Annotated in this window: 28 protein-coding genes; 19 read left to right on the forward strand and 9 right to left on the reverse strand. The window is 71.0% G+C overall.

Translation table 11 applies throughout. The features are described 5' to 3' along the window. The first annotated feature begins 29 nt into the window (after positions 1 to 29). The 9 genes from Aiant_RS30790 (at position 30) to Aiant_RS30830 (ending at position 7376) form a co-directional block, all read left to right on the forward strand. Entirely contained in the window at positions 30 to 755 is a 726-nt protein-coding gene (locus Aiant_RS30790) for a helix-turn-helix transcriptional regulator (protein WP_229831461.1), read from the forward strand. Beyond that, on the forward strand, positions 748 to 2169 hold the full coding sequence (sufB, locus tag Aiant_RS30795) for a Fe-S cluster assembly protein SufB (RefSeq protein ID WP_189336681.1): 1422 nt from the start codon (positions 748 to 750) through the stop codon (positions 2167 to 2169). The genes Aiant_RS30790 and sufB overlap by 8 nt, the downstream gene beginning before the upstream one ends. Positions 2170 to 2207: 38 nt before the next feature. Then, positions 2208 to 3335: a Fe-S cluster assembly protein SufD gene (gene sufD / locus Aiant_RS30800; RefSeq protein ID WP_189336682.1), complete on the forward strand. Its 1128-nt coding sequence runs from the start codon at positions 2208 to 2210 to the stop codon at positions 3333 to 3335. Further along, positions 3332 to 3664, forward strand: coding sequence for a Rieske (2Fe-2S) protein (locus Aiant_RS30805; RefSeq protein WP_189336683.1), 333 nt, complete (start codon positions 3332 to 3334; stop codon positions 3662 to 3664). The genes sufD and Aiant_RS30805 overlap by 4 nt, the downstream gene beginning before the upstream one ends. Next, the gene (gene sufC, locus Aiant_RS30810; RefSeq protein ID WP_189336684.1) at positions 3661 to 4419 is read left to right on the forward strand and encodes a Fe-S cluster assembly ATPase SufC; all 759 of its coding nucleotides are present in this window, start codon (positions 3661 to 3663) and stop codon (positions 4417 to 4419) included. Before Aiant_RS30805 ends, sufC begins: the two co-directional genes overlap by 4 nt. Before the next feature lie 9 nt (positions 4420 to 4428). Further along, positions 4429 to 5658 carry a cysteine desulfurase gene (locus tag Aiant_RS30815; RefSeq protein ID WP_189336685.1) on the forward strand — a complete coding sequence of 410 codons (1230 nt, stop codon included), beginning with the start codon at positions 4429 to 4431 and terminating at the stop codon, positions 5656 to 5658. Further along, the gene (gene sufU, locus Aiant_RS30820; RefSeq protein ID WP_189336745.1) at positions 5655 to 6110 is read left to right on the forward strand and encodes a Fe-S cluster assembly sulfur transfer protein SufU; all 456 of its coding nucleotides are present in this window, start codon (positions 5655 to 5657) and stop codon (positions 6108 to 6110) included. Before Aiant_RS30815 ends, sufU begins: the two co-directional genes overlap by 4 nt. After that, entirely contained in the window at positions 6107 to 6562 is a 456-nt protein-coding gene (locus Aiant_RS30825) for a metal-sulfur cluster assembly factor (protein ID WP_189336686.1), read from the forward strand. Before sufU ends, Aiant_RS30825 begins: the two co-directional genes overlap by 4 nt. A 76-nt stretch (positions 6563 to 6638) precedes the next feature. Further along, entirely contained in the window at positions 6639 to 7376 is a 738-nt protein-coding gene (locus tag Aiant_RS30830) for a maleylpyruvate isomerase family mycothiol-dependent enzyme (RefSeq protein ID WP_189336687.1), read from the forward strand. A 261-nt stretch (positions 7377 to 7637) separates the two neighbouring features. On the opposite strand, the gene Aiant_RS30835 is transcribed toward Aiant_RS30830, so the two are convergent. Further along, a complete protein-coding gene (locus Aiant_RS30835; RefSeq protein ID WP_229831462.1) occupies positions 7638 to 9206 on the reverse strand; it encodes a nucleotidyl transferase AbiEii/AbiGii toxin family protein in 1569 nt (522 codons plus the stop codon). A gap of 70 nt (positions 9207 to 9276) precedes the next feature. On the opposite strand from Aiant_RS30835, the gene Aiant_RS30840 reads away from it, so the two are divergent. After that, entirely contained in the window at positions 9277 to 10122 is an 846-nt protein-coding gene (locus tag Aiant_RS30840) for an alpha/beta fold hydrolase (protein WP_189336689.1), read from the forward strand. 345 nt (positions 10123 to 10467) lie between these two features. Here Aiant_RS30840 and Aiant_RS30845 read toward each other — a convergent pair whose 3' ends face one another. Continuing rightward, positions 10468 to 11712, reverse strand: a complete 1245-nt coding sequence (locus tag Aiant_RS30845) for an MFS transporter (RefSeq protein ID WP_189336690.1) — start codon at positions 11710 to 11712, stop codon at positions 10468 to 10470. An 88-nt stretch (positions 11713 to 11800) separates the two neighbouring features. Beyond that, positions 11801 to 12499 carry a histidine phosphatase family protein gene (locus Aiant_RS30850; RefSeq protein ID WP_189336691.1) on the reverse strand — a complete coding sequence of 233 codons (699 nt, stop codon included), beginning with the start codon at positions 12497 to 12499 and terminating at the stop codon, positions 11801 to 11803. Between the two features lie 56 nt (positions 12500 to 12555). On the opposite strand from Aiant_RS30850, the gene Aiant_RS30855 reads away from it, so the two are divergent. Beyond that, entirely contained in the window at positions 12556 to 13065 is a 510-nt protein-coding gene (locus Aiant_RS30855; protein WP_189336692.1) for an AAA family ATPase, read from the forward strand. 174 nt (positions 13066 to 13239) lie between these two features. Then, positions 13240 to 13842 (forward strand): LysE family transporter, encoded by a 603-nt coding sequence (locus tag Aiant_RS30860; RefSeq protein ID WP_189336693.1) that lies wholly within the window; start codon positions 13240 to 13242, stop codon positions 13840 to 13842. A gap of 298 nt (positions 13843 to 14140) precedes the next feature. Here the strand turns inward: Aiant_RS30860 and Aiant_RS30865 are convergent, their stop codons facing one another. Next, a complete protein-coding gene (locus tag Aiant_RS30865) occupies positions 14141 to 14854 on the reverse strand; it encodes a DNA alkylation repair protein (protein WP_189336694.1) in 714 nt (237 codons plus the stop codon). A 32-nt stretch (positions 14855 to 14886) separates the two neighbouring features. On the opposite strand from Aiant_RS30865, the gene Aiant_RS30870 reads away from it, so the two are divergent. Continuing rightward, positions 14887 to 15519: an acVLRF1 family peptidyl-tRNA hydrolase gene (locus Aiant_RS30870; protein WP_189336695.1), complete on the forward strand. Its 633-nt coding sequence runs from the start codon at positions 14887 to 14889 to the stop codon at positions 15517 to 15519. 67 nt (positions 15520 to 15586) lie between these two features. Here the strand turns inward: Aiant_RS30870 and ypfJ are convergent, their stop codons facing one another. Next, on the reverse strand, positions 15587 to 16516 hold the full coding sequence (gene ypfJ / locus Aiant_RS30875; RefSeq protein ID WP_189336696.1) for a KPN_02809 family neutral zinc metallopeptidase: 930 nt from the start codon (positions 16514 to 16516) through the stop codon (positions 15587 to 15589). A 178-nt stretch (positions 16517 to 16694) separates the two neighbouring features. Here ypfJ and Aiant_RS30880 point away from each other — a divergent pair, with 178 nt between their 5' ends. The 5 genes from Aiant_RS30880 to Aiant_RS30900 all read left to right on the forward strand — a co-directional run bounded on the left by Aiant_RS30880 (position 16695) and on the right by Aiant_RS30900 (position 22045). Beyond that, the gene (locus Aiant_RS30880; RefSeq protein WP_189336697.1) at positions 16695 to 18299 is read left to right on the forward strand and encodes an ABC-F family ATP-binding cassette domain-containing protein; all 1605 of its coding nucleotides are present in this window, start codon (positions 16695 to 16697) and stop codon (positions 18297 to 18299) included. Positions 18300 to 18749: 450 nt separating this feature from the next. After that, on the forward strand, positions 18750 to 18977 hold the full coding sequence (locus tag Aiant_RS30885) for a helix-turn-helix domain-containing protein (protein ID WP_014441759.1): 228 nt from the start codon (positions 18750 to 18752) through the stop codon (positions 18975 to 18977). After that, complete coding sequence (locus Aiant_RS30890; protein WP_425322629.1) at positions 18974 to 19774, forward strand: enoyl-CoA hydratase/isomerase family protein; 801 nt, start codon at positions 18974 to 18976, stop codon at positions 19772 to 19774. The genes Aiant_RS30885 and Aiant_RS30890 overlap by 4 nt, the downstream gene beginning before the upstream one ends. 133 nt (positions 19775 to 19907) lie before the next feature. Continuing rightward, positions 19908 to 21839, forward strand: coding sequence for an ABC transporter ATP-binding protein (locus tag Aiant_RS30895; RefSeq protein ID WP_189336747.1), 1932 nt, complete (start codon positions 19908 to 19910; stop codon positions 21837 to 21839). Next, positions 21836 to 22045 carry a hypothetical protein gene (locus tag Aiant_RS30900; protein WP_189336698.1) on the forward strand — a complete coding sequence of 70 codons (210 nt, stop codon included), beginning with the start codon at positions 21836 to 21838 and terminating at the stop codon, positions 22043 to 22045. The genes Aiant_RS30895 and Aiant_RS30900 overlap by 4 nt, the downstream gene beginning before the upstream one ends. On the opposite strand, the gene mug is transcribed toward Aiant_RS30900, so the two are convergent. The 3 genes from mug to Aiant_RS30915 form a co-directional block, all read right to left on the reverse strand. Next, positions 22014 to 22607, reverse strand: coding sequence for a G/U mismatch-specific DNA glycosylase (gene mug / locus Aiant_RS30905; protein ID WP_425322630.1), 594 nt, complete (start codon positions 22605 to 22607; stop codon positions 22014 to 22016). The two genes, Aiant_RS30900 and mug, sit on opposite strands and share 32 nt — an antisense overlap. Continuing rightward, a complete protein-coding gene (locus tag Aiant_RS30910) occupies positions 22604 to 23365 on the reverse strand; it encodes an SDR family oxidoreductase (RefSeq protein WP_189336699.1) in 762 nt (253 codons plus the stop codon). Before Aiant_RS30910 ends, mug begins: the two co-directional genes overlap by 4 nt. A gap of 81 nt (positions 23366 to 23446) precedes the next feature. After that, positions 23447 to 24190, reverse strand: a complete 744-nt coding sequence (locus Aiant_RS30915) for a helix-turn-helix domain-containing protein (protein ID WP_189336700.1) — start codon at positions 24188 to 24190, stop codon at positions 23447 to 23449. Between the two features lie 122 nt (positions 24191 to 24312). On the opposite strand from Aiant_RS30915, the gene Aiant_RS30920 reads away from it, so the two are divergent. Continuing rightward, on the forward strand, positions 24313 to 24684 hold the full coding sequence (locus Aiant_RS30920; RefSeq protein ID WP_189336701.1) for a nuclear transport factor 2 family protein: 372 nt from the start codon (positions 24313 to 24315) through the stop codon (positions 24682 to 24684). Positions 24685 to 24688: 4 nt separating this feature from the next. On the opposite strand, the gene Aiant_RS30925 is transcribed toward Aiant_RS30920, so the two are convergent. Beyond that, a complete protein-coding gene (locus tag Aiant_RS30925) occupies positions 24689 to 25267 on the reverse strand; it encodes a TetR/AcrR family transcriptional regulator (protein ID WP_189336702.1) in 579 nt (192 codons plus the stop codon). Between the last annotated feature and the right edge of the window lie 50 nt (positions 25268 to 25317).

Genomic DNA, 25317 nt, shown 5'->3' on the forward strand with positions numbered 1-25317 from the left:
CTCCGGAGGAAATACGTAACGTTGCCGTAGTGAAAAACGTGGTGCAGCTCGGAGACGGTGCGGTGGCGACAGCCGCCGCGTCGGACGGCCGCACCCGTGACCGGGTCGCCCAGTTGTTGCTGGAGCGCGGCGCGGCCACCGCGGCCGAGCTCGGCGCCTGCCTCGGCCTGAGCCCCGCGGCGATCCGCAAGCACCTGGACGCGATGCTCTCCGACGGCCTCGTCGAGACCCGCGAGGTGCGGCGCACCGGCCCGCGCGGCCGCGGCCGCCCGGCCAAGGCGTTCGTGCTCACCGCCGCCGCCCGGGAGAGCTTCCCGCACCACTATGACAACATCGCCGCCGCGGCCCTGCGCTGGATCGCCCAGCAGCACGGGCCGGAGGCGGTCAGCGCGTTCGCCGGCGCGCAGATCCAGGCCCTGGAGGATCGCTGCCGCACGGCCATGCAGGAGGCCGGCGCCGATCCGATCGCCCGGGCGGAGGCGCTCGCCGACGCGCTGACCGCGGAGGGCTACGCTGCCAGCGCGACCACGATCGCGTCCGGCGGACAGTTGTGCCAGCACCACTGCCCGGTGGCCCACGTGGCTGCCGAGTTCCCTCAGCTGTGCGACGCCGAGACCGAAGTCATCTCCCGGCTCATCGGCACTCACGTGCAGCGCCTCGCCACCATCGCGCACGGCGACGGGGTGTGCACCACGCACATCCCCAGCCGCACGCACACCACTGCCACCACGGTTAGGACAGATAGTCATGACTGACCAGATCGTCACTCAGGAAGAGCACCTCGCCGCGCTCGGCAAGTATGAGTACGGCTGGGCCGACGCCGATGTCGCCGGCGCCGCCGCACAGCGTGGTCTGTCCGAGGCCGTGGTGCGCGACATCTCCGCGAAGAAGAGCGAGCCGCAGTGGATGCTCGACCTTCGTCTCAAGGGCCTGCGCCTGTTCGACCGCAAGCCGATGCCGAACTGGGGCGCCGACCTCACCGGCATCGACTTCCAGAACATCAAGTACTTCGTCCGCTCCACCGAGAAGCAGGCCGCTTCCTGGGAGGACCTGCCGGAGGACATCAAGGCGACCTACGACAAGCTGGGCATCCCGGAGGCGGAGAAGCAGCGCCTGGTGGCCGGCGTCGCCGCGCAGTACGAGTCCGAGGTCGTCTACCACGCGATCCGTGAGGACCTCGAGCAGCAGGGCGTCCTGTTCCTGGACACCGACACCGCGCTGAAGCAGCACGAGGACATCTTCAAGGAGTACTTCGGCACGGTGATCCCGGTCGGCGACAACAAGTTCGCCGCTCTGAACACCAGCGTCTGGTCGGGTGGCTCGTTCATCTACGTGCCGAAGGGTGTGCACGTCGACATCCCGCTGCAGGCCTACTTCCGGATCAACACGGAGAACATGGGCCAGTTCGAGCGGACCCTGATCATCGCCGACGAGGGCAGCTACGTGCACTACGTCGAGGGCTGCACCGCGCCGATCTACTCGTCCGACTCGCTGCACTCCGCGGTCGTCGAGATCATCGTGAAGAAGAACGCCCGGGTGCGGTACACGACCATCCAGAACTGGTCGAACAACGTGTACAACCTGGTCACCAAGCGCGCCACCTGCGAGGAGGGCGCGACCATGGAGTGGATCGACGGCAACATCGGCTCCAAGGTGACCATGAAGTACCCGGCCGTCTACATGACCGGCCCGCATGCCAAGGGCGAGGTGCTCTCGATCGCGATGGCCGGCGAGGGCCAGCACCAGGACTCCGGCGCCAAGATGGTGCACGCCGCGCCGTACACGTCCTCGACCATCGTGTCGAAGTCGATCGCCCGGGGCGGCGGCCGCACGTCGTACCGGGGCCTGGTGCAGGTGCTGGAGGGCTCCTCGCACTCGAAGAGCACGGTCAAGTGCGACGCGCTGCTGGTCGACACCGTCTCCCGGTCGGACACGTACCCGTACGTGGACATCCGCGAGGACGACGTGAACATGGGCCACGAGGCGACCGTCTCCAAGGTCAGCGAGGACCAGCTCTTCTACCTGATGAGCCGCGGCCTGACCGAGGACGAGGCGATGGCGATGATCGTGCGTGGCTTCATCGAGCCGATCGCCAAGGAGCTCCCGATGGAGTATGCGCTGGAGCTGAACCGGCTGATCGAGCTCCAGATGGAAGGCGCCGTCGGTTAAGCGGCCCGGCCCTATTCGAAAGCGGACATAAGGAAGAAATGACTACCGAGGCCATCGCCCCGCCGAGCACCAAGTCGCAGGTGCTGCGCTCCTTCGACGTCGCCGATTTCCCGGCACTCACCGGCCTGGAGGAGGAGTGGCGTTTCACCCCGCTCAAGCGGCTGCGTGACCTGGTCAAGGCCACCACGCTGACCGGGGTCGCCCCCTCCGTGGAACACGGCGATCTGCCCGCCGGGGTGACCGTCTCGACCGCCGACGACGTCGACCCGGTGCTCACCCCGTTCGACCGGATCAGCGCTTTGGCGTACGGGTCGGCCGCCGGCGTCACCGTGATCGAGGTGGCGGCCGAGGCCACTCCCGCCGAGGCGGCGGTGATCCGGCTGGTCGGCAAGGGTGGCGAGGCCGCGGCCGCGCGCACCGTGGTCAAGGTGGGCAACTTCGCCAAGGCCACCGTGGTGCTGGAGCAGACCGGCACGGTCACCCTGGCCGACAACGTCGAGGTGATCATCGGCGACAGCGCCCAGCTCACCTTCGTGACCCTCGCCGAGTGGGACACCGACGCGGTGCAGGCCCAGCACGTGAAGTTCCGGGTCGGCCGGGACGCCCGGGTGCAGCACGTGCAGGTGACCCTCGGCGGCGACCTGGTCCGCCAGTTCACCTCGGTGGAGTACACCGGCCGCGGTGGCGACGCCGAGCTCTGGGGGCTGTACTTCGCCGACGCCGGCCAGCACCACGAGCACCGGCAGCTGGTCGACCACGCGGTGCCCGACTGCCGCAGCTACGTCGGTTACCGGGGCGCGCTGCAGGGCAAGTCCGCGCACACCGTCTGGGTCGGCGACGTGCTGATCCGGGCCGCCGCGACCGGCACCGACACGTACGAGATCAACCGGAACCTGGTGCTGACCGACGGCGCCCGCGCCGACTCGGTCCCCAACCTGGAGATCGAGACCGGCGAGGTGGCCGGGGCCGGGCACGCGAGCGCCACCGGCCGGTTCGACGACGAGCAGCTGTTCTACCTGATGGCCCGCGGCATCCCCGAGGGTGAGGCGCGCAAGCTGGTGGTCCGCGGCTTCTTCGCCGAGCTGATCAACAAGATCCCAGTCGAGGAGCTGCGCGAGCGGCTCGGCGACGCGATCGAGGCCCGGCTCGTCGAGGCCGGTCAGTGACGTTCGAGAACGTCGGACCGGCGGCCGACATCGCGAAGGGCACGTCGCTCCAGGTGGAGGTCGACGGGGTCGAGATCGCGGTGGTGCACGCCGACGACGACAACTTCTACGCGGTCCGGGACGAGTGCAGCCACGCCTCGGTGGCGCTCTCCGAGGGCGAGGTCGACGGGTGCACGCTGGAGTGCTGGCTGCACGGCTCGCGCTTCGACCTGCGTACCGGTGAGCCTTCCGGACCGCCCGCCATCGACCCGGTGGCGGTCTACCCCGTCGAGATCCGCGACGGAGACATCTACGTTTCGACACAGACGAGCAATGGAGTAGAGCCGTGAGCACCCTCGAGATCCGTGACCTTCAGGTTTCGGTGAAGCTGCCCGATGGCGAGCTGAAGCCGATCCTGGCCGGGGTCGACCTCACCATCAAGTCCGGCGAGACGCACGCCATCATGGGCCCGAACGGCTCCGGCAAGTCGACCCTGGCCTACTCCATCGCCGGTCACCCGAAGTACGAGATCACCGGCGGCTCGGTGACCCTGGACGGCCAGGACGTGCTCGCCCTGTCCGTCGACGAGCGCGCCCGCGCCGGCCTCTTCCTGGCCATGCAGTACCCGGTCGAGGTGCCCGGCGTCTCGGTGGCCAACTTCCTGCGCACCGCCAAGACCGCGATCGACGGCGAGGCGCCGAAACTGCGCACCTGGGCCGGCGAGCTGCGCGGCGCGATGGAGAAGCTCCAGATGGACCCGTCCTTCGCGCAGCGCAACGTGAACGAGGGCTTCTCCGGCGGTGAGAAGAAGCGGCACGAGATCATGCAGCTCGAACTGCTCAAGCCGAAGATGGCGATCCTCGACGAGACCGACTCCGGCCTCGACATCGACGCGCTGCGGATCGTCAGCGAGGGCGTCAACCGGGTCCGGGAGACCGGCGAGACCGGCTTCCTGCTGATCACCCACTACACGCGGATCCTGCGGTACATCAAGCCGGACTTCGTGCACGTCTTCGTCGGCGGCAAGATCGTCGAGGAGGGCGGCCCGGAGCTGGCCGAGGAGCTCGAGGTCTCGGGCTACGAGAAGTTCCTCGCCAAGGCCTAGGAGTCACAGATGAGCTTTGACGTCGCGCGGGTGCGCAAGGACTTCCCGATCTTCGAGCGGGAGGTGAACGGCCACCCGCTGGTCTACCTGGACAGCGCCAACACCTCGCAGAAGCCGGTGCAGGTGCTCGACGTCATGCGCCTGCACCAGGAGAAACACAACGGCAACGTGTCGCGCTCGGTGCACACCCTGGGCACCGAGTCGACCGAGATGTACGAGGCCGCCCGCGCCAAGATCGCCACGTTCATCGGCGCGGGCACCCCGGACGAGGTGGTGTTCACCAAGAACTCCACCGAGGCGATCAACCTGGTCGCGCACGCGGCCGGGCAGTTGCTCGCGCTCAAGCCGGGCGACGAGATCGTCATCTCCGAGATGGAGCACCACTCCAACCTGGTGCCCTGGCAGCTGCTCTGCGAGCGGACCGGCGCCACGCTGCGCTGGTTCGGCATCACCGACGAGGGCCGGCTCGACGAGTCGCAGCTCGACGAGCTGGTCAACGAGCGCACCAAGCTGGTCTCGGTCGTGCACATGTCCAACGTGCTCGGCACCGTCAACGACGTGTCCGCGCTGGTGACCCGGGCCCGGCAGGTGGGCGCCCTGGTCATGCTGGACGCCTCGCAGTCGGTGCCGCACCTGCCGATCGACGTGCGGCAGCTGGGCGTCGACTTCATCGCCTTCACCGGACACAAGATGCTCGGCCCGACCGGCATCGGCGTGCTGTGGGGCAGGCTCGAGCTGCTCGCCGAGATGCCGCCGTTCCTGGCCGGCGGGTCGATGATCGAGACCGTCACGATGGCGAAGACGACGTATGCTCCGCCGCCGGCCCGCTTCGAGGCCGGCACCCCGCCGATCACCGAGGCGATCGGGCTGGGCGCGGCCGTCGACTACCTGACCGGGCTCGGGATGGAGAACATCCACAAGCACGAGCAGGAGATCACGGCGTACGCGTTGGAGCAGCTCGCCGCGGTCCCCGGCGTCCGGATCTTCGGCCCGGCCAAGCCGGAGGGCCGGGGCGGCACGGTGTCGTTCGGGGTCGACGGGGTACACCCGCACGACGTGGGGCAGATCCTGGACGCGCTCGGCGTCGAGGTGCGGGTCGGCCACCACTGCGCGCGGCCGGTGTGCGTGCGGTTCGGGGTGCCGGCGATGACCCGGGCCTCGTTCTACCTCTACACGACCACGGACGAGATCGACGCCCTGGCGCGCGGTCTCGACCAGGTTCGGAAGGTGTTCGGCTGATGCTCGACGGCCTGTACCAGGAGATCATCCTGGACCACTACAAGAACCCGCACGGGCGTGGACTGCGCGATCCCTTCGACGGCGAGGCGCACCACGTCAACCCGACCTGCGGCGACGAGATCACCCTGCGGGTCAGCTCGGACCTCGCCGAGATCTCGTACGACGGCATGGGCTGCTCGATCAGTCAGGCGTCCGCGTCGGTGCTGCACGAACTGCTCCAGGGCAAGAGCCGCGGCGAGGTCGAGGCGATCCACCACGCGTTCGTGGAGCTGATGCAGAGCCGCGGCCAGATCGAGCCCGACGAGGACGTGCTCGGCGACGGGATCGCCTTCGCCGGGGTGGCGAAATTCCCGGCCCGGGTGAAGTGTGCCCTGCTGCCGTGGATGGCATTCAAGGACGCCGCGGCGCGCGCCGGCGTCGACGTGGGCGCGAGCCCGGAGGTGAAGGCATGACCGACAAGACCGACGAGGTTCCCGCGTGGCTCGCCGAGGAGCGTGCCGCGGCTGTTGAGGCCGGCGAGCCGGTCGAGGTTCCCGAGGCCAGCGTGTCGGAGGCGGCCGAGAAACCGGCCGTGACGAAGAAGGCCTCCGTCGACGACGTCGAAGAGGCGATGAAGGACGTCGTCGACCCCGAGCTCGGGATCAACGTCGTCGACCTGGGCCTGGTCTACGGCGTGCACGTGGACGACGACAACGTGGTCACCCTGGACATGACGCTGACCTCGGCGGCCTGCCCGCTGACCGACGTGATCGAGGACCAGACCCGGCAGGCGCTGACCACCGGGCCGGGCGGCGGCCTGGTCCAGGACTTCCGGATCAACTGGGTGTGGCTGCCGCCGTGGGGCCCCGACAAGATCACCGACGATGGGCGTGAGCAGCTCCGGGCGCTCGGCTTCAACGTCTGAGACAGAGGTACGTCCAAAGGGCGGTGCGCGGGAAAGCGTGCCGCTCTTTGTCATATTCCGGTGATAGAAACCGGACATGACTCCGACTCCGCCCTTCTCCGAGCTGGTCACCCTGGTCGAGGAGCGGTCCGCGGCCCTGCGCGCGGCCGCCGCCGACGCCGACCTGACCGTCCCGGTGCCCGGCTGCCCGGACTGGTCGCTGCGCGACCTGATCGCCCACCTGGGCGAGGTGCAGCGCTTCTGGGCTCTGGTGGTGACCGAGGCGGATCCGTCCGGCCCACCCTCCCGGGAGCGGCACGGCAGCACCTTCCCGCACAGCGACCTGCTGGGCTGGTTCGCCGAGTCGACCCGGATGCTGGGAGCGGCGTTGCGCGCGGCGGGCCCGGACGCGCCCTGCTGGGCGTGGTGGCCGGCCACGGCCGCGCCGCACACCGCCGGGGCGGTCGCCCGGCACCAGGCGCAGGAGGCGGCGGTGCACACCTACGACGTGGGGGAGTCCCTCGGCAAGCCGGAGCCGCTGCCGGCCGCCGTCGCCGTCGACGGGGTGAGCGAGTTCCTCACCGTCGGCCTGGGCTCGCTCGGCCCGTGGCCGCACCGCCCGGCCCGGGTGCACTACCAGGCGATCGAGGGCCCGTCCTGGACCGTCGACCTGTCCCCGGCCGGCGCCACCGCCGACCCGGCCGCCAGCGGCGAGCCGGTGACCCGGGTCCACGGCACCGCCAGCGACCTGGTGCTGCTGTTGTACCGCCGGATCCCGCTGGACGCGGTCCGGATCGACGGCGACCGCGAGGTCGCCGCCCAGATCCGCGACTAGGTCCCGGCCTGACGGCAGCCCGCTGCCGGCTGGGCCCGGCCTGAGAGCAGCCCGCTGCCGCCCCGATCCGCAACTGGGTCCCGGTCTGAGGGCGGCCCGCTGCCGCCCCGATCCGCAACTGGGTCCTGGCCTGAGGGCGGCCCGCTGCCGCCCCGATCCGCGCCTGGGTCCCGGCCTGAGGAGAACCCGCCGCCGATCCGCGACTGGGTCCCGGCCTGAGGGCAGCCCGCTGCCGCCCAGGCCGGGACGACCCGGTCGTGCCTAGTGCCCTTGCTGCCCCCAGGCCCGGTCCAGCGCCACGGCGAGCCGGCGCAACCACGGCAGCTCGTGCGGCTCGGCGACCAGCTCCGGGTACTCCTGGAAGAAGTTGTCCCACTGGATGTCCGGCCAGCTCAGCACCGACTCGGCGGTGAACCGGTCGGCCTCGTCGCCCAGCTCCGGGCGCATCAGGTCACGGACCAGCGCGAGGTCGACGGTGGTCCGCTCGGCGAGCAGCACCGCGTCGTACAGATCCTTGCCCTGCGGGTAGCAGTCGGTGGCGAGCCACAACAGTTTCCAGGCCAGGGACAGCCCGGCGGTGGCGGCCAGGACCGGCTGCCGCTGGCCGGGCAGGGTGATCGGCTCCGGCGGGATCGGCAACTCCTCGCCGAACACGATGTCGACCTGCACCGCGCCCTCCGGGATCCGCGACCCGGTGAACGGGATCACCAGGCGGCGGCCGTCGGCCCGCTCGTAGGTCCAGATCGCGGACTGCTCGACGCGATCCGGGCGCAGCCCGGCGCCGGGCCGCGCGGCCAGGTCGGCGACGATGCCGTCGAGCAGCGCCCGCGCCTGCGGGCTGCCGCTGGTGATCGAGGCCGGGGTGACCACGAAGTCCAGGTCCCCCGGCTCGCGGGCGGCCGCGCCGGCCCAGGCCGGCATCGTGACGCTGCCGCGCAGCACCAGCGACCGGCTCCAGGAACCGCCGGCCAGCACCGAGAGCACATGGTCCAGCGCGGCCCGCCGGGCGGCCCGCCAGCGCTCGCCCTCCAGCGGATTGCCGAAGATCGGCTCACCGGCCCGATAGGCGTCCGGATGCTGCTTGAGCGCGGGGTCGAAGACCAGGCCCTGCTGGGTGCCCGGCACCGGGTGGTAGGTCGCCGGGAAGTCGCGGCGCCGGGGCGGAGCGATCCGGTCCAGCGCAAGCGCCCGGCCCGTGGTGGTCGCGGACCGGGGCAGCCAGCCGTCGTCCAGCCGCAGGTTGTCGTCGTGCACCACGTACTCCTGCTCGACGGAGACGATCTCGTGGCCGGCCTCGCGCAGGGCGGTGACCAGCCGGTCGAGGCGCTGCGAGGCGGTGTCCCGGCCGACCTGGTGACAGCGCTGATTGACGAAGCGGGTCTCGGTGCCGTCGGCGGAGCGCTGTCGCGCGTTGCGGGAGAGGCGGGCGCCGTGCGGCTCGACCAGGTCGGTGATCGCGATCAGGTCGGCGACCCCGGCGGGCAGGCGCAGCTTGAGGTGATGCTCGAAATACCGATACGCCGGCTCGTCGCGGGCGGCCTCGTCGTGCTGCGGCACGCCGGCGGCCCACGGAGCCGCCTCGATCTTGCTGCGGATCGGGTCCATCCCGGCCACCCGCAGCCAGTGGCACCACTGGTGGACGGTGGCGAGCTGCTCGGTGAGGGTGCCGCTGCCGTGCAGGGTGAGCATCGGCTGGGACATCGACGTGCCCCGGTCCAGCTCGATGTGCAGGAACGTGACACCGTGCTCCGCGGCGAACGCGGCCAGGCCGTCGGCCTGTCCGGGATAGACCGTCAGGTGCGTCTCGAAGTCCCCCGATATCTCTGTCACGGCGGTCAGGGTAGTCAGGTCCCCCGACATTTCCCGGCCATTTATCGAGCCTCACGCATAGGATCCGGGCGTGGAAACCTTCGACGCCCCCGATGGCACCCACCTCGCGCTGCACCGCTCCGGCGCCGGTGATCCGCTGGTCTGCCTGCCCGGCGGCCCGATGCAGGCCGCGGCGTACCTCGACGACCTGGGCGGCCTCGCCGGCCACCGGCTGCTGCTCGTCCCGGACCTGCGCGGCACCGGCGCCTCCGCGGTCCCGGCCGACCCGGCGACCTATCGCTGTGACCACCAGGTCGGTGACGTCGAGGCGCTCCGCGAGCACGCCGGTCTGGACCGCTTCGACCTGCTCGGACACTCGGCCGGGGCGACGATCGCGCTGCTCTACGCGACCCGGCACCCGGACCGGGTCCGCCGCCTGGTGCTGGTCAACCCGAGCCCGCGCGCGGTCGGCCTGGAGATCACCGACCTGGACCGCCGGCAGGTCGCCGAGGAGCGCCGCGGCGAGCCGTGGTTCCCGGAGGCGTTCGCCGCCCTGGAACGCATCCAGTCCGGCCAGGCGACCCCGGCCGACGGCCGGGCGCTGGCGCCGTTCATCTACGGCCGCTGGGACGCCGAGACCCAGGCCTATTCGGCCCGCGAGGCAGGCCAGAAGAACCGGTTGGCGGCCGCGGCCTACTACGCCGAGGGCGCTTTCAACCCTCTTTCCGTACGGTCGCAGCTCGCCGGATTACCCGCACCCGTCCTGCTCATCTCGGGCGAGGTCGACCTCCAGCTGCCGCCGAAAGCCGCCGCGGAGTACGCCGGGCTGTTCCCCCAGGCCGAGCTGGCCATGGTCCCCGGCGGCGGCCACTTCGCCTGGCTCGACGACGCCGACTGGTTCCGCCAGAAAGTCACCGATTTCCTCCACCGCTCCTGACCGGACCCGGCTGGACGACACAGCTAACCGGAAGAGGCCTCAGCAGACCCGACGGCCGCGCCCTCGAGCACCAGGCCCGGCAGCCCGCACACCGCGCACTCCTGCGCGTCCCACCACGCTTGATCCTCACCATCCGCGACGTGGCAGGCCTCTCGGAAATCAGCGCCGCAGGAGCATTCCGTGCCCAGCCGCGTCCGGTGCAAGTGGTGACCGGCGTGACCCGGGCGATCGAGAGCCAGCGGACGCTCACGCTCGGCTATCTGCCGCGCCGCACGGCCATGAGCACGCGCAGCCATTCTCTGTTCCCACCCGCCGGCACTCATGCGGTTACGGTAGTCGGGGCGGCTACTTGGCGGTGACCAGGGTTTTCGTGGAGACGACGCGGTGTTCGTCGAGAGAGCGCCAGACGGAGAACAGGAACGGGGAGAGGGTGACCGCCAGATAGCCGATGGCGGCCAGCAGGGCGCCGGTGCGCAGGCCCAGCTCGTCGGCGGCCCAGCCGCCGAGGACGCCGCCGAGCGGGATGCCGGCCCAGGAGAAGGCGATCAGGACGCTCATCACACGGCCCTGGACGCGGGTCGGGACGCGTTCGTAGACGGCGGCGAGCAGGATCGGGTTGATCGTCGACATCAGGGCGCCGGCCAGCGCGGCCACCGCGAGGACCAGCCATAATCGGTCGGTCAGGGCGAGTGCGAACAGCTGGGCGGGGCCGCCGGCCAGGAAGCAGACGGCGAACGTGGTGCGGCGCGGCAGGCGGGGTGCGATCACCGTCCAGAGCAGGTTGCCGGCCACCGCGCCGATGCCGAACGCGCTGCCCAGCACCCCGAGGGCGGCCGGGCCGTGCGGTCCCTCGCGCACCCACACCGGCACGAACACCGTGGCGAACGCCTGGTCGAAGAGGTTCGTGGCGAACAGCATCGACATGATCCCGATGATCAGGCGGTCCTCACGGACGTACCGGAAACCGCAGCGCAGGGCCGCGGCGTATCCGCCCTCCTCGTCCTCGGCGGCGTGGTGGCCGGTGGAACCGGCCTTGACGTAGACCGTGATCAGCAGCGCGCAGAGACCGAACGTGGCCGCGTCGACCAGCAGCACCCGGGCCGGGCCGATCGCGGCGACCAGCAGCCCGGCCAGCGGCAGCCCGAGCAGGGTGGCGGCGCGGCTGATCCCGTCGTAGAGGGTGGTGCCGCGCTCGGTGGTCAGCCCGGCGCCGGCGATCACCCGGGGCAGCAGGGCGCGCTTGGCGGTGTCGCCGAAGCCGCGCAGTGCGCCCGCGAGGGCGATCAGGCCGAGCAGGGTGTGGTAGGGCACCGACTCGGTGCTGGTGAGGATCGGGATGCCACTGACCGCGAGCAGGCTGGCCGTGTCGGCGGCCACCGCGGTCGGCCGGGGACCGACCCGGTCCACGATCGGGCCGCCGAGCAGGCCGGCCAGCACGTAGGGGAGCATCTCGGCGAACCCGGCCAGACCGGCCAGGAGCGCCGAATCGGTGCTGGTCAACACCAGCCAGGGCAGTGCCACGAAGGTGATCCGGCTGCCCAGGAGCGAGATCGCTTCGGCCGCGAGCAGACCGGCCAGCCCGCGCCTCACCGCTTATCCAGAGGTCGGAAGGGCATCGACCCAACCTATCCACCACGCAGAATTCGCGGAAGACGCCGGTCGATATGTTTTCCGGTCGTCAGGACGGCGGCAGATGATCGATCACGTTGTAGCGATCGAGTTTCAGCGCGTTCCCACCATCCGGAAGGAAACGGCTGACCGACGCGTTCCGGACGCTGCCCGCGGATTTCTCCACAGCGGCCACTTGGTCCCAGTCCAAGTCTTCCAGAACGGCCCGGGTCATCAGCACCACCGAATCGTGCGCGACCACCACGATGCGCCGATCGGCGTGGTCCCGGTGCAGATCCCTCAAAAAGGAGGAGAGCCGGATCCGGATGTCGGCGAACGACTCACCGCCCGGTGGCCGGTATTCGTACAAGCCGGCCTCGGCGAACCGGGCCGCCTCCGCCGGGAAACGGGCCGCGACCGCGGCCCGGGTGAGCATTTCCAGATCGCCGAGGAGCCGATCGACAAGACGATCGTCGGTACGCGGTGCGGGAAGCGGGACGCCGGCGGCCGCGGCGGCGTGCCGCCAGGTCTCCCGGGCCCGCAGGTACGGCGAGGTGACGACGACCTCGGGACGGCGGTCCGCGGGCCGCGCGGCCAGCCAGGTGCCGACGGCTCGGGCCTGCTCGACGCCGAGATCGGTGAGCGGGACCTCGGCGTCCCGGCCGCTCAGCTCGACCTCCAGCAGGTTCTGCGCGTCGGCGTCCGCGAAGGCGACGTTGGCCAGGCTCTGCCCGTGCCGGATCAGGATCAGTTCGGCGACCACACCCATGATCTGGACCCTAGCGGCGGCCTCCCGCGCCCGCATGCCGGCGATACCATCCGGCGATGCCCAGGTTGATCGTGGTGAACGGCCCGGCCGGGACCGGGAAGTCCACCCTCGCCCGGCGGTTCGCCGAGGAGCATCCGCTGACCCTGAACCTGGACGTCGACCGGATCCGGGACCTGATCGGCGGGTGGCGGGAGCGGCCGGGGGAGGCCGGGCTGCTGGCCCGGGCGGTGGTGCTGGCCGGGGCTCGGGCGCACCTGCTGGCCGGGCATGACGTGATCGTTCCGCAGTTGCTGGCCCGGCCCGAGTTCCTGGAGCAGGCCGCGGAGCTGGCGGGTGCGGTGGGCGCCGAGTTCCACGAGATCGTGCTGATGGACAGCCGGGAGAACGCGCTGCGGCGGTGGGCGGCGCGGGAGGGCGTGGTGACCGCGGAGGCGCGGGCTGACGTGGCGGCGCTGTACGACCGGTTGCTGGCGCTGCTCGGGTCGCGGCCGGGCGCGCGGGTGGTGCCCAGTCATGAGGGGCAGATCGACCGGACCTATCAGGCGGTCCTGGACCAGCTGGGCTGATGGCCCCGGGACGTGGTGCGGCGGTGAAATTCGGTGGCTCGGGAGAATGGCGGGTGGCAATGATGGCGGCGTGACTGAGCTGATGGCCTTCCTCGCTGTATCTGTCGCCGCGGCCGAACGGGCCGGGCGACAGCAGAAGGCCGTCCGGGGAACGGCGGTGCCGAAGCAGCGGTCATGAGCGCCCCGTTCCTGGCCGGCGTGGTCGCCGGCTACGGGATCGCGGTGCCGGTCGGTGCGATCGGGGCGTTGATCGCGGGCCTGAGCGCGCGCACGTCGCTGCGGGTCGGTGCGGCGGCCGGGATGGGCGCGGCCACGGCGGACGGGATCTACGCCGCCGTCGCGGTGGCCGGCGGCTCCGCGGTCGCCGGGGTGATCGCGCCGGTGGCCGGGCCGCTGCGGTGGGTCGGTGCGCTGGTGCTGCTGGCGCTGGCCGGGTGGACCGCCTGGGGCGCCGTTCGCGGGCCGGGCTCCGGGGCTCGGGAGGAGCGGCCGACCACGGCTTGGCGGGCGTATGCCGGGATTCTCGGGCTGACCCTGCTGAACCCGGCCACGGTGATCTACTTCGCGGCGCTGGTGCTGGGTAGTGGAGGTGCCGGCGGCGGGATCTGGTTCGTGGCCGGGGCGTTCCTCGCCTCGGCGAGCTGGCAACTGCTGATCGCCGGGGGCGGGTCGCTGATCGGGCGGCTGCTGACCGGGCCGCGCGGGCGGTTGGTGACGGCGTTGACGTCCAGCGTGGTGATCGCGGTGCTGGCGGTGCGATTACTGCTGGATGCCTGACAAAGACGGATATGTCATCGAGGCCATCGGCTCTGCGAGCCGGTGGCCTCTTGCTGTGCGGCTCCGGTGGTGAGGAGCGGGGCGCGGGAGAGGCGCGTGGCGGCGGGCTGGGGGCGATGGCCGGGTGCGGAAGGAGCGGCGAGCACGGCGCGGGGACTGGGGTGCGGCGGGTCACCGTGGGCATCGAGCCGGGACTCAGCCCGGCGGTCGCCGGGCGGAGCTGGAGGGGAGCGGACATCGCGGGTAGGCACGGGCGGGGGTGGTGCGCTTGGGGAGGGGTGAAGCGTACAAAAGTGGGTTAAAGGTGTTTGGCGGCCTCTCGGATCGACAACGGCGAGAGGTGGGCGGACTCGGTGGTCAGGTAGGCGCGGACGGCTTGCGGGTTGGTGCGGGCGTAGTGGCGCAGGGCCCAGCCGATCGCCTTGCGGACGAAGAAGTCCGGGTGGGCGGCCTGGGCGGAGCAGTAGCGGAACAGGCGTTTCTCGTCGGTGGACGGGCCGTAGTGGAGCTGGTGCAGCAGTGCGGTGCGGATCAGCCACAGGTTGGTGGACTCGGACCAGTCGTCCATCCGGCCGAGCAGGGTGGGGTGGCGGCGGACCAGGCCGCCGACGAAGCGGGTGGCCAGCGGGTCGACCGTGTCCCACCAGGATTTCGTGGTGATCAGGTCGGCGGTCACCTCCAGGAAGGCGGGGGTGGGGACGGCCGGGTGGGCAATCAGGTAGTCACAGGCGAACTGGTGGAACTCGCGCTCGTCCCGGGACCAGCAGGCCCGGGCGATCTCGGCCAGGTCGGTCTCGGAGGGGTCCGGCAGGCCGGTCAGGGCGGTGCGGGCGGCGGCGCGGCGAGTTGGGGCGGACAGGCCGAAGAACGGGAACCGGTCGCGCAGGTAGGCGGCCATCGCGAGGGCGCGGGCGTCGTCCCGGTGGGCCTCGAAAGCGGTCGTGAGCCGCGCCAGCAGCGTCTCCGCGAGCGGGGTCGCGGAAAGCGGCGTCTGGGGAAGGCTGTCCGTCATGCCGGGGATCCTGCCACCGTAGTCTGACAAGAATGGGTGAACGGGCGGCGGCCGGCGGCGGGAAATGGGTGGATGTCGCGCCGGAGCGGCTGCCTCGGTGGCTGGCGAACTTCGCGACCCGGCACGGGGAGTATCGGGAGGACGGGCTGACTCTGGTCGCCGCGGACGGGGCGGTGGCGACGTTGCACGCGCCGCCCGGGGTGGCGGCGGCCGGGACGGTGAGCGAGCTCGTCCGGGAGGCGCAGGCCTCGCGGCGGCTGGGGCTGTTGCTGGCGCGTAAGGGTGCGGTCGCGGTCGGGGTGGCGGACGGGACCGAGCTGGTCGCCTCCAAGGTGGACACCCACTATGTGCAGGGGCGGACAGCGGCCGGGGGCTGGTCGCAGCAGCGCTTCGCCCGCCGCCGGGACAACCAGGCCAAGGCGGCGGCCGCTGACGGGGCCGGGATCGTGGGCCGGTTGCTGCTTCCTGAGGTACGCGGGATGGCCGCTCTGGTCACCGGCGGCGATCGGACGGCGGTCGACGCGATCCTGGCCGACCGGGCGCTGGCGCCGGTGGCCGCGCTGCGTTCCGGGCGGCTGCTGGAGGTGCCGGAGCCGCGGCACGCCGTGCTGGTCGCGGCGGTGGCGATGGCCCGCGCGGTCCCGATCCTGATCAGAGAACCCTGAGACGGCTCCGGCCGCCGTCCCGCGCCAGGTGCGGGTCGGCGGCCGGATGCTCAGGGGGCGCAAGCGGTCAGTCGCCCTCGTTGACCGCTCCCGGCGCGAACGTGTCGCACTTCGTCGGGTCGCCCGAGTCGTACCCGGTCCGGAACCACTTCTGCCGGTCCGCGGACGTGCCGTGGGTGAACTCCGCCGGGTTGACCGTGCCGCCGTTGCGCTGCTGGAGGGTGTCGTCGCCGATCTGGCCGGCGGTCTGGATGCCCTCCTGGATGTCCTCGTCGGTGAGGCTCTTGAAGATCTTGTTGCCCTTGGCGTCGGTGGTGCCGGTGGCGCCCTTGGCCCAGGCGCCGGCGTAGCAGTCGGCCTGGAGCTCCAGCCGGACCGACTGCAGGTTGGCCGAGTCCGGATCGGACTGTTGCGCCCGGCGCATCTTGGCCTCGGTGCCGAGCAGGTCCTGCACGTGGTGACCGTACTCGTGGGCGAGCACGTAGGGCTGCGCGAACTCGCCGGGCGCGCCCAGCTGCTTGGCCAGCAGCTGGTAGAAGGTCAGGTCGATGTAGACCTTGTCGTCGGCCGGGCAGTAGAACGGGCCGACGCCGGAGTCCGCGGCGCCGCAGCCGGTGTTCACCCGGTTCGCGAAAATCTTGGTGACCGACTTCTCGTACTGCTTGCCGAACGCCTTGGGTAGCTCGGTGGCCCAGTACGCCTGGATCGAGTTGATGTAGAGAACGTTCCGGCAGTCCAGCTGCTTGGTCGCGTCCCCCTGCTTGCACTCACTGTTGATCTTGCCGTTGTCACTGGTCGACGAGCTTCCACCGCCGCCCAGGTTGTTGACCCCGAAGTAGCCGCCGACGAGCACCAGCAGCACGGTGATGATGATCCCGGTGAGCCCGCCGCCACCGATCGGGATGGGCAGCCCGCCGAAGCCACCACCGCCGCCGCCCGATCCGCGGGCGTCCTCCACCTGACTGGTGTCGATCTCGGCGTTCTCATTGAGTTCCATGCCGTCCTCCTGCGCCACGGTTGCACCCGCGTGTACCCGATGATCTTGCCGCCTAATCGGTTGGGAGGTGGTGTCGCCGCCCGGGTAGTATGGCCGGGTGCTGCTCCGCGAAGGCTGACCTGCCGATTTCCACGTTGCGCCCCGAGTCAGCCCGATTCCCGAGAGCGAGAAGCGTTTAATGATCACCGCCACCGGACTGGAACTTCGCGCCGGCGCGCGCATCCTGCTGTCCCCGACCACCCTACGGGTGCAGCCCGGCGACCGGATCGGCCTGGTCGGTCGCAACGGCGCCGGCAAGACCACCACGCTCAAGGTGCTGGCCGGCGAGGGCATGCCCTATGCCGGTCAGGTCGAGCGGACCAGTGAGATCGGTTACCTCCCGCAGGACCCGCGCACCGGCGACCTCAACGTGACCGGCCGCGACCGGGTGCTCTCCGCCCGCGGGCTGGACAGCATCCTCGCCGAGATGCAGAAACTCGAGATCCAGCTCGAGGAGAGCACCGACGAGAAACTGGTCCGGCGCTACGGTCAGCTGGAGGACCAGTTCGCCGCGCTCGGTGGCTACGGCGCCGAGGCCGAGGCCGCCCGGATCTGTGCGAACCTCGGCCTGCCCGACCGCGCGCTGGCCCAGACGATCGGCACCCTCTCCGGCGGTCAGCGCCGCCGGATCGAGCTGGCCCGCATCCTGTTCGCCAACTCGGGGCAGAACGGCAAGGGCATCCTGCTGCTCGACGAGCCGACCAACCACCTCGACCAGGACTCGATCGCCTGGCTGCGCGGTTACATGGCGCAGCACAAGGGTGGACTCATCGTGATCAGCCACGACGTCGAGCTGCTCGACGCCGCGGTCAACAAGGTGTGGTATCTCGACGCCAACCGCTCGGTCGTCGACATGTACAACATGGGCTGGAAGACGTATCTGGAGGCCCGGGAGACCGACGAGCGGCGGCGCCGCCGGGAGCGGGCCAACGCGGAGAAGAAGGCCGGCGCCCTGATGGCGCAGGCCGACAAGATGCGGGCCAAGGCCACCAAGACCGTCGCCGCGCAGAACATGGCGAAGCGCGCGGAGAAACTGCTCGGCGGCCTGGAGGAGACCCGCGTCTCGGACAAGGTGGCGAAAGTCCGGTTCCCGAGCCCGGCCCCGTGCGGCAAGACCCCGCTGACCGCGCACGGGCTGTCGAAGTCGTACGGGTCGCTGGAGATCTTCGCGGACGTCGACGTGGCCGTCGACCGCGGCTCCCGGGTCGCCATCCTCGGGCTGAACGGCGCCGGCAAGACCACCCTGCTGCGGATCCTCGGCGGCATGCTGGAGTCCGACACCGGTGAGGTGCGCGCGGGCCACGGGCTGCGGCTCGGCTACTACGCGCAGGAGCACGAGACGCTGGACGTGGACCGGACCATCCTGGAGCACATGCGCAGCGCCGGGTCCGAGCAGACCGACACCGAGCTGCGGAAAATCCTGGGCGCGTTCCTGTTCTCCGGCGACGACGTGGACAAGCCGGCCGGTGTGCTCTCCGGTGGGGAGAAAACCCGGCTGGCGCTGGCCACCCTGGTCTGCTCGGGGGCGAACGTGCTGCTGCTCGACGAGCCGACGAACAACCTCGACCCGGTCAGCCGGGAGCAGGTGCTGGACGCGATCGCCAACTACCCGGGCGCCATCGTGCTGGTCACCCACGACGCCGGTTGCGTGCAGGCGCTGAAGCCGGACCGGGCGATCCTGCTGCCGGACGGCGACGAGGACGCGTGGAGCGACGACCTGCTGGAGCTCGTGGAGCTGGCCTGAGCCGGTGAAGCCGTAGTTCAGAAGGTGCTGGAGATCCAGGATCATCGGCATCGTCAGTTGTCAACTGGTGCCCACACAGACAGTGCGATGTTCGGGCGTTTGCGGGCAGGTCGGACTTGCTCCCGTACGCGCCCGACGTCCCGTACGGCCTGGACATCGTCCCCGCGCAGCCGCGCCGGGCGGTGTCCGGCGGGTCGCCCTCGATCGAGTGTTTTTGCAGGTGATCGATGGTCTTGGTGAGCCGGGCGGTGCCGCTGTGACGCGCCGGAAATGCCGCTCCGGCCGACGTCACCAAAGTGTCTGACATTGATGCACTTGGTAACCGTCAAGTTCCTGACAGTAATAAATGGGCACGTTCTTCGACGCGAGATGCCTGGCGCATGATCGTTGGAGGCGGTGTAATAGGTGGGACCGTATCTGACCGCACTGTCTGCGACGTGAGGATTCAAGATGGCAGCCACTGGCACAGCTACCAGTACTGAGAAGGGTCGTCGAATCGTCGGTAGCGAGCGGCAGTCGCTCGCCAAGGACCTGGTGAAGCGTTACACCTCCGGCGAGAGCATCCGGGCGCTCGCCGCTTCCACCGGCCGTTCCTATGGATTCGTCCACCGCGTGCTCACCGAGTCGGGCGTGCAGTTGCGCCAGCGCGGCGGCGCTCGTCGTCGCAAGAAGGCGTGACGTCCGACAAAGCCGGGCCGGTATCCGCGGAAACCATCGACGAAGTAGGCGTCCGCTACGAACAGGCTGGGCCGGTCGCAACGGTGACGTTGTGCCGGCCCGACGTTCTCAATGCACAGACTCCGGCCATGTGGGCGGAGCTCAGCGACATTTCCCGGAAATTGCCTGGCGACGTGCGCGTCGTCATTGTGCGAGCCGAAGGCCGTGCGTTTTCCGCCGGCCTGGATCTGTCGGTCGCCCGCGGCGCCGGCGATTCTTCACTGGCTCGTCTGGCACAGTTGTCCGCCGCTGACCGCACCGATCGGATCGCGGGCTTCCAGACCGCGTTCACGTGGTTGCGCAGTCCGTCCATCGTGTCCATCGCGGCGGTGCAGGGCCATGCCATCGGCGCCGGATTCCAGCTCGCGCTGAACTGCGACATGCGCGTTCTTGCCGATGACGCACGGTTCTCGATGGCGGAGGTCACTCTCGGTCTGGTGCCCGACCTGGGCGGGACGAAACGGCTCACCGAGCTGGTCGGCCCGTCCCGGGCGCTGGAGATCTGTGTGACCGGCCGGCGGATCCCGGCCGACGAGGCCGACCGCCTCGGCCTCGCCACGGCCGTGGTCCCGCGGGCCGACCTGGACGCGGCGGTCGCCGACCTGGCCGCCGCCGTCCTGGCCGGTGAAGCGGGCGCGGTGGCCGAGATCAAGGGCCTGCTGGCCGGGGCGCCCCGCCGCTCCTACGCCGAGCAGGACCGGGCCGAGCGGGAGGCACAGAGCCGCCGGCTCGCCGACCTTCTCGGCAGCGGGGAGTAGCCACCCGCCGGTCCGCTCCGGGCAGCGAAGCGGGCCGGCGGGCTGGAATAGCGCCTTCGCCGTCCAGGTTGTCGTACCCACGCGGCAGACTCTGTTCTGCCCGTGGCGCGACACCCGGAGGTGACGAATGAGCATGCCGAGCTGGAACATGCTGCGCTCGATCCAGAGCGCCGACCGAGTGGCCTCCCACCAGGTCAAGCCCGGCACGTCGCGACGGATCCTGCGGTTCGCCCGGCCGTACCGGCGGGACATCGTGGTGTTCCTGATCGCCGTGGTGGTGGCCGCCGCGATCGGTGTCGCCACCCCGCTGCTGGCCGGTGACGTGGTGAACACGATCACCCGTGGTGGCGCCGACGCGGCCGCCGCGGTGGTGCGGATCGCCCTGCTGATCGCCGCGCTGGCGGTCGCCGACGCGCTGCTGTCGCTGGCCCAGCGGTGGTATTCCGCGCGGATCGGCGAGGGCATCATCCTCGACCTGCGCACCCGGGTGTACGACCACGTGCAGCGGATGCCGCTCCAGTTCTTCACGCGCACCCAGACCGGCGCGCTGGTCAGCCGGCTCAACAACGACGTGGTCGGCGCGCAGCGGGCGTTCACGTCGACCCTCTCCGGGGTGCTCAGCAACGTCATCCAGCTGGTGCTCACCGCCGTCGTGATGTTCAGCCTGTCGTGGCCGATCACCGTGCTGTCGCTGCTGCTCCTGCCGGTCTTCATCATCCCGGCGCGGCGGGTCGGCGCCCGGCTCGCCGAGATCACCCGGGAGTCGTACAACCTCGACGCCAAGATGAACGCGACGATGACCGAGCGGTTCAACGTCTCCGGGGCGCTGCTGGTCAAGCTGTTCGGCCGGCCCGACGCCGAGGCGGCGAAATTCGGCGAGCGCGCCGAGCGGGTCCGCGACATCGGCGTGCAGCAGGCGATGTTCTCCCGCACGTTCTTCGTCGCGATGCTGCTGGTGGCGTCGCTGGCGCAGGCGCTGACCTACGGCCTGGGCGGCTGGCTCGCCGTGCACGGCCAGGTCTCGGCCGGCACCGTGGTCACCCTGGCGCTGCTGCTCACCCGCCTGTACGGCCCGCTGACCGCGCTGAGCAACGTCCGGGTCGACGTGATGAGCGCGCTGGTCTCGTTCGACCGGGTCTTCGAGGTGCTCGACCTGGAGCCGGGCATCGCCGAGAAACCGGACGCCACCCCGATCCCGGCGGGCGCCGGCCGGATCGAGTTCCGCGACGTGCGGTTCCGCTATCCGAGCGCGGCCGAGGTGTCGCTGGCCACCCTGGAGGACGTCAGCACGCTGGACCGGACGGAGAACTCGCCGGTCCTGCACGGCGTCGACTTCACCGTCGAGCCGGGGCAGCTGGTCGCGCTGGTCGGCCCGTCCGGCGCCGGCAAGTCGACCACCTCGATGCTGGTCTCCCGGGTCTACGACGTCACCGGCGGCGCGGTCCTGGTCGGCGGCGTCGACGTGCGGGACGCGACACTCGACTCGCTGCGCGACACGGTCGGCGTGGTCACCCAGGACTCGCACCTGTTCCACGAGACGATCGCGGAGAATCTGCGGTACGCCCGGCCCGACGCCACCGAGGACGAGATGTGGGCCGCCCTGGACGGCGCGCAGGTCGGCGACCTGGTCCGGGCGCTGCCGGACAGGCTGGAGACGGTGGTGGGGGAGCGCGGCTATCGCTTCTCCGGCGGCGAGAAACAGCGCATCGCGATCGCCCGGCTGCTGCTCAAGCAGCCGTCGATCGTGATCCTCGACGAGGCCACCGCGCACCTGGACAGCGAGTCCGAGGCGGCGGTGCAGCGGGCCCTGTCGGTGGCCCTGGAGAACCGGACGGCCCTGGTCATCGCGCACCGGCTCTCCACCATCCGGGAGGCGGACCAGATTCTGGTGATCGATCGCGGACGTGTGGTGGAGCGGGGCACCCACGACTCGCTGGTCGCGGCCGGCGGGTTGTATGCCGATCTCTACCGCACCCAGTTCGCCGCGGCCTCGCCCGCGTCGCCCGGCTTCCCCGAGACGGACGTGGAGATCGTGACGGTGCCCGCGAGTACCGTCGAGCCATGACCGGCTTCCTGATCTTCGCGGTGATGTTCGCGGGCGTGCTGTTCGCGATCGCGCGGTTCGGCGGCTGGGTCAGGCGCAAGGGCATCGGCGGCGGGATCATGGGATCGATCGACGAGGCCTACCGCCCGTCGGCCGACCGGCTCCGCCGCGAGACAGTGATCCACGAGCAGCGGATCAGTCCACGAGAGACCGGCGAAGGGCGCTGAACTCGCGGATCAGGTCGGGGAGCTGGAAGTGGGCGTTCAGGCCGCTCGGGTTCGGCAGGACCCAGACCGGGACGCCGCCGATCTGGTCCGGCTGGGGACCGATCCTCGCCTTCGGGCGGGCGAAAGCGGCTCGGTATGCGGTGACGCCGAGGACGGCCAGGTATTGCGGCTGCTCACGGCGTACCAGAAGGGTCAGGGCCTGACCACCGGCGGTCAGTTCGCCGGGGGAGAGTTCGTCGGCGCGGGCCGTGGCCCGCGCCACGACGTTGGTGATGCCGAGACCGAGCGCGGGCAGCAGGTGCTGCTCGGAGGGGTGCAGCAGGCGGTCGGTGAAGCCGGCGCCGTGCAGCGCCGGCCAGAAACGGTTGCCCGGGCGGGCGAAATGGTGGCCGGTCGCGGCGGAGTACAGGCTCGGGTTGATCCCGGAAAAGAGGACCTTCAAGCCGGGACCGACGAGATCGGGGATGGTCCGGTCCGCGGCCGCCGCGAGGTCGGCGGCCGACGGCTTCGCACGATCAGGACCGGTTTCCGGTACGCCCGGCCGGCGACCCGCCGCCGTCACAGGGAGCGCAGCGCGCCGCCGTCGATCGGCACCACGCAGCCCGTCACGTAACCCGCCGCCGGGGAGAGCAGGAACGCCGCCACCCGCCCGAACTCCGGCGGCTCCCCGATCCGCCGCACCGGGATCGCCGCCGCCACCTCGGACGCCGCGGTCGCCGGATCGCCGGTGGCCTGGAACAACTCCCTGTTCCGGTCGGTCATGAAGCGGCCGGGCAGCAGGCCCAGCACCCGGATGCCGCGCGGACCGAACTCGTCGGCCATGTCCTTGGCCGCCATCGCCAGGCCGGGCCGCAGACCGCTGGAGATGCCCAGCCCGGCCAGCGGCGTCTTCACCGACGTGGAGAGGACCAGGCCGATCGCGCCGCCCTCGGGCAGCGCCGCCGCGAACGTGCGAGCCGCCCGGATCGAGCCCAGGAAGACCGTCTCGAACGCGGCCCGCCACTGGTCGTCGCTCATGCTGGCGGCGGAGCCGGGCGCCGGGCCACCCACCGAGATCAGTGCGCCGTCCAGCCGGCCGAACCGCTCGGTGGCGACATCGACCAGCTCACGCGGGGTGCCGGGGTCGGTCAGATCGGCGGTCACCCCCACCGCGTCCGGCCCGGCGCCGAGCTCGGCCAGCGCGTCGGCGACCTTGTCCGGGTTGCGCGAGGAGATCACCACTCGCGCCCCGTCGGCGACGAGCGCCTGCGCGGTGGCGAAGCCGAGTCCGCGTGAGGCGCCGGTGAGGATGAAGACGCGATCAGCCAGCCCGAGATCCATGCGGACCATCTTTCCAGAGCGCGATCCGCCGGGCCGAGTTCCGGGCCGCCGATCGTCCCGGAGCACGATCAGCCGGGCCGGCTATCTCCCGAGAGCGGCGGCGGTGGCCGCGTCGGCCGGGAGGAACGCCTCGATCGCCAGCTCGGAGAGGGTCACGTCGCGCGGGGTGCCGAGGACCGAGGTGATGCTGAAGAAGTTCAGCCCGGCGTACCGGAGCGGCACCACCACCCCGATCGGCTCGCCGGTCAGCTCGCCGCCCGGATAGCCGCTCATCTCCGCGCGCAGCTCCCGGAGCACCGGGTCGGCGGTCGCGGCGGCCTGCCGGTCCAGGCGGTGCAGCAGGTGGGTGCGCCACTCGGCGAGGTTCTCGATCCGGGGCGCCAGGCCGTCCGGGTGCAGGGCCAGGCGCAGCACGTTGACCGGCGGCTCCAGCAGCTCGGGAGCGCAGTCGCGGGTGAACCGGTCGATCGCCGGGTTGGCGTCCACCATGGTCCAGTGCCGGTCGATCAGCACCGCGGGGCAGGGCCCGTGCCCGATCAGCACCTGCCGCAGCCCGTCCAGCACCACGGCCAGCGGGGTGCCGTCCAGATCGGACTCGGAGTAGGCCGGTGCGTAACCGCCGGCCAGCAACAGCTCGTTGCGCTGCCGCAGCGGCACGTCCAGTTCCTCGGCCAGCCGCAGGATCATCTCCCGGGTCGGCCGCGACCGGCCGGTCTCCACGAAGGACAGATGCCGGGCCGAGACGCCGGCCCGGCCGGAGAGGTCGAGCTGGCTCAGCCGCCGATCGTCCCGCCAGGTCCGCAACAACTGTCCTACCGCGCTCATGGTCGCCAGATTAGGCGGGTGGCCGGTGCGGCGGCATTACCCCTGAGGTAATCGCCGGGATTACCTCGCGGCGGCAGGCTGAGTCCCGTCAGAGCGAGACACACCGATGAGGGGACGAGACGATGAGCGACTTCGACACCATGATCGACCGGTACCTGGCGGTCTGGAACGAGACCGACCCGGCGGCCCGGCAGGCCGCGATCGCCGACCTGTTCACCGAGGACGTGCGTTACGTCGACCCGATCGCGGCGGTCCGCGGGCGGGACCAGCTGAACGGGCTGATCGGGGCGGTGCACCAGCAGTTCCCGGGGCTGGTGTTCAGCCCGGGGGACACCCTCGACGCGCACCACGACCAGGTGCGGTTCACCTGGAATCTGGGGCAGCCGGGTGGGGACGAGCCGCTGGTGGTCGGCTTCGACGTGGCCGAGCGGGACGAGTCCGGGCGGATCCACCAGGTGCTCGGCTTCATCGACAAGGCGCCGGCCGGCGCCTGACCGCTCAGTGGCGGCGGACCGCGTCCTCGACCAGGTCGAGGACGCGGGCCAGGTCACCCGGCGGCCGGCCGGTGGCCAGGTGCAGCACCAGCCCGTCATAGGCCAGCTCGAGGAACTGGGTGAGCACGTCGACGGGCACGTCCTTGCGCAGCACCCCGGCCTCGGCCTGGCGCTGGAGGCGCTCCCGGGTGGCGTCAGCGATGGCGGCCGAGCGCTGCGCCCACCGTTTCGCGAACGCCGGGTCGGTGCGCAGCCGGTGCGAGACCTCGAGCTGCGTGCCGAGCCAGCCGGCGGTGTCGCCGTCGCTGGTGCCGGCCCGGTCGAGCAGGTCACGCATCACCTGCACCAGGCCGTTGCGCGCGACGGTCTCGACCATCAGCGCCGCGTCGTCCTCGGCGACCGCGAGGAACAGCGACTCCTTGTCACGAAAATGGTGGAAAATCGCGCCGCGGGACATGCCCGTCGCCTCCTCCAGGCGGCGGACTGTCGCACCCTCGTAGCCGAACCGCGCGAAGCAACCGCGGGCCGCCGTGAGGATCTCGTGGCGGCGGGCGTCTAGCTGGTCCTGGCTTACCCTGGGCACGCCGCTGATCGTGTCATGTGGCCCCGCAGTCTTGCAATCCGTACGTACGG

Origin of the sequence: Actinoplanes ianthinogenes, assembly GCF_018324205.1 — a bacterium.
GTDB lineage: Bacteria > Actinomycetota > Actinomycetes > Mycobacteriales > Micromonosporaceae > Actinoplanes > Actinoplanes ianthinogenes.